This window comes from Aeromicrobium sp., from assembly GCF_036676885.1.
GTDB lineage: Bacteria > Actinomycetota > Actinomycetes > Propionibacteriales > Nocardioidaceae > Aeromicrobium.
Genome location: NZ_JAKFCB010000401.1, coordinates 1 through 3,436, shown reverse-complemented (window position 1 = coordinate 3,436; position 3,436 = coordinate 1). Strand labels below are relative to the sequence as shown.

The 3,436-nt window shown below is 66.7% G+C and carries 3 protein-coding genes; 1 reads left to right on the top strand and 2 read right to left on the bottom strand.

The window, feature by feature from the left end; genetic code table 11:
* The coding region (locus V6M46_RS18890; protein ID WP_442880562.1) for an ABC transporter ATP-binding protein at positions 1-448 on the top strand (448 nt) is incomplete at its 5' end.
* 104 nt (positions 449-552) lie between these two features.
* Here V6M46_RS18890 and V6M46_RS18885 read toward each other — a convergent pair.
* Positions 553-1,866 carry an LCP family protein gene (locus V6M46_RS18885; RefSeq protein ID WP_332667965.1) on the bottom strand — a complete coding sequence of 438 codons (1,314 nt, stop codon included), beginning with the start codon at positions 1,864-1,866 and terminating at the stop codon, positions 553-555.
* 195 nt (positions 1,867-2,061) lie between these two features.
* Positions 2,062-3,436: LCP family glycopolymer transferase (locus V6M46_RS18880; protein ID WP_332667963.1), on the bottom strand; the 1,375-nt coding region annotated here is incomplete at its 5' end.

The following is a 3,436-nucleotide window of genomic DNA, read 5'->3' as shown; positions in this document are numbered from 1 at the left end:
CGGCGCGGCCCTCATGAAGGACCTCTCGGGCGAGCGCAACATCATCCTCGGCGGCCTCGCGATGGGCTTCACGATGGACGAGATCGAGGCCAACTACGAGGAGATCGTGAAGTTCTCGGGCCTGGAGAAGTTCATCGACCTGCCGATGCGCGCCTACTCCTCGGGCATGACCGCGCGGCTCAAGTTCGCCCTCGCCAGCGTGCAGACCCACGACATCCTGATCGTCGACGAGGCGCTCGCGGTCGGCGACCGCAAGTTCCGCGCCCGCAGCGAGGCGCGCATCCGCGAGATCCGCGACAACGCCGGCACGGTCTTCCTCGTCAGCCACTCGATGCAGTCGATCAAGGACACCTGCAGCCGGGTCATCTGGCTCGACCAGGGCACGCTCGTGATGGACGGCGAGCCCGACGAGGTCATCAGCGCCTACAACGCGGCCCAGGACAAGTAGGCGAAACCTTCCTGACGGCCACCACCAGACTGTGGGCGTGACCGGGAGGCGATGAGCCTCCTGCCCCGTTTTGCGGGAGACGACTGTTGTCGCTCCGCGCGGGCTCAGCAGGCGGCGTTGAGATCGTCGGTCTGGTTGGCGGCCGCGCCCGACTTCTTGGTCGGCGTCGGCTTCTTGGTCGGCGCGACGGTCGACTCCGACTTGTCGATCGCCTTCTGTATCGCGGCCTGGATCGCGGGGAAGTCCGGCGTGACGGTGTTGAACGCGGGCGGGACCACCGAGACCGTACGGATCTTCTGACCGCGTGCCTTGAGCGCCAGGTCGGCGAACTGCCCGAGCTCCTTGGCCGGGATGTCGGTGCTCAGGAGCTCCTTGCCGGACCTGGCGATCTTGGTGGCGTTGAGCAGGACCGTCTGGGGGTCGAGCTGGTTGACCATGGCGGCCATCAGGCACTTCTGCCGGCCCATGCGGTCATAGTCGTCGGACTGCACCCGGCTGCGGGCATACCAGAGCGCCTGCTGGCCGTCGAGCTTCTGCTTGCCGGGCTCGATGTAGGTGTTCTTCCAGGCGTCGTCGTGGCCGAACATCGCGATGCGGGTCTGGACGTCGATCGTGACACCGCCCACCGCGTCGACCAGGCCCTTGAAGCCGTTGAGGTTGACCATCACGTAGTAGTTGATCTTGAGGTTCGTGACGCCCTGGACCGCGTCGATCGTGGCGTCGAGCCCCGGGGTCTTGCTGTTGGGGAACAGGTCGGGCCGACCCTCGGCCGTCACATAGACCGCGTTGAGCAGGCACTCCGCCCCACAGTTGAAGCCGTAGGGGTAGATCGTCCGCATCGGCGAGCCGTTGGAGAACGGCACGTTCTGCAGGTTGCGTGGCAGCGAGACGAGGACGACCTTGCCGGTGTCGGCGTCGACGCTGGCGACCGTCATCGAGTCCGGCCGGACACCGGTGCGGTCGGCACGGGCGTCGGAGCCGAGCAGGAGGATGTTGTAGCGGCCCTTGAGCGGCTCGGACGTCTTGGTCGCCTTGAACACGACCTTGACGGTGTCGCGCGAGACCTTGATGAGCTGTGAGGCGTACGCCGTGGAGCCTGCGACGCCGGCGATGATCGCGAGGTTGAGCACCGTGATGAGGGCCGCCCGCATGAAGTTGAGCCGGGACGGCGAGGCGAGCCGCCACGCATCGAGGAACAGGATGACCCACAGCACCGCGACCGCGACGATGCCGGCCCTGGCGAGCAACAGGACGTCGGTGTCGGTGAACCAGCTCAGCACCTGGGCCCGGTCCGTGCGGAACTTCCACAGCAGGTAGCCACCGCCGCCGAGCACACCGAGCCAGACGGTGACCGCGAACCAGCCGACCACACGCTTGCCGATCGCGATATGACCCGAGCCGGGGACGATGACCGTCATCAGGCACAGCAGGAGCGCACGACGGAAGCGGACGCGCGGCGAATCCAGGTGGTTGTCCTGGTAGCCGCGGCCCAAGAGACTCGCCCGGTGCGACATGGGTTCCCTTTGCGGAGTGACCGACGGAGCGTCCATTATCACCGATACCCGGCGCAATCATGACATCGCGTCGGTGGATCTCAGCGACAACTCAGGTCGTCAGCAGGCGGCGCCGAGATCCGAGCTCTGGTTGGCCTTGCGCGGGTCCTTGGTCTCGCTGCCGGACTTCGGCAGCGACAGCTTGGCCTTCGTGATGCCGCCCTGGATCGACGAGCGGCCCTCGGCCTTGTCGATCGCCCGGTCGATCAGCCGCCGGACCTTCTTGAAGTCCGGGTTTCCCGTGTAGATCACGGGCGGGACGAGCGAGACGGTCGAGATCTTCTGCGTCTTGGCCTTGAGGGCGAGGTCGACGAAGACGTCGAGATCGGACTTCGGGATGTTGGTCGTGAGCAGCGCCTTGCTCGAGCTGGCGATCTTCTCGACGTTGAGCAGCACCTTCTGCGGGCTGAGCTGCTGGAGCATCGCGTTCATGACGCACTTCTGCCGGCCCATGCGGGAGAAGTCATCGTTCTGGACGCGGCTGCGTGAGTACCAGAGCGCCTGGTCGCCGGTCAGCTTCTGCTCGCCGGCCTCGATCCAGCCGCGGATCGGTGAGCCGATGCCGCCGATCGCGGTGCGCTCGCGGACGTTCATGCGTACGCCGCCCACGGCGTCGACGAGCTTGGAGAACCCGTGCATGTTGACCATCGCGTAGTAGTTGAGCTTGAGGCCGGTGATCTCCTCGACGGCGCCCATCGTCGCCTTGAGCCCCGGGTTCTTCTCCTTGAACAGGGATGCATGGTCGTTGGCCCAGGTGTTGATGGCGTTGAGGTACTGCCCCTCGCCGTTGAAGCCGTTCGGGAACTCCTTGTCCATGACCGAACCCTTGGGGAACGGCACGTTCTGCAGGTTGCGAGGCAGGCCCACGAGCACCGTCTGGCCGGTCTCCCGGTCGATGCTGGCCACGGTCAGCGAGTCGGGCCGCAGGCCGGCGCGTTCGGGGCCGGAGTCGCCGCCCAGCAGCAGCACGTTGTAGCGGCCGTCCTGCGGCTTGGAGACTGTCTGCGCGACGAACACGCTGTCGACGAACGAGGTCTGCACGGCGACGAGGTGCGCGGCGAAGAACAGCGCCCCGGCGGTGACGAAGCACAGGACGCTGTTGATGCCGGTCATCCAGAGCCGGTGGTTGCGGCGCAGCTCGAGCGGACGGCCCAGGCGCCAGGCGTCGATGATCAGGGCGACCCACGCGACGGCTCCGGCGATCAGGATCCAGCGGCCGACCGGCAGGAGGGGGGTCTCGAGCACCAGCGACAGCAGCTGCTTGCGTGAGTTCATCGCCAGGAACAGCAGCAGCGCGCCGACGGCCAGGAACCCGAGCCACACGCGTACGGCGATGCGGCCGATCCGCTTGTTGCCCATCACGAGCTGGGCGGAACCGGGCATGACGAGCGTCATCGCCGTGAGGGTCAGGGCGCGGCGGAACTGAATGCGAGCA

Bases quoted from the DNA above. Each gene is read 5' to 3' on its own strand.
- V6M46_RS18885 (WP_332667965.1), bottom strand. From the start codon at position 1,866: ATGACGGTCATCGTCCCCGGCTCGGGTCATATCGCGATCGGCAAGCGT.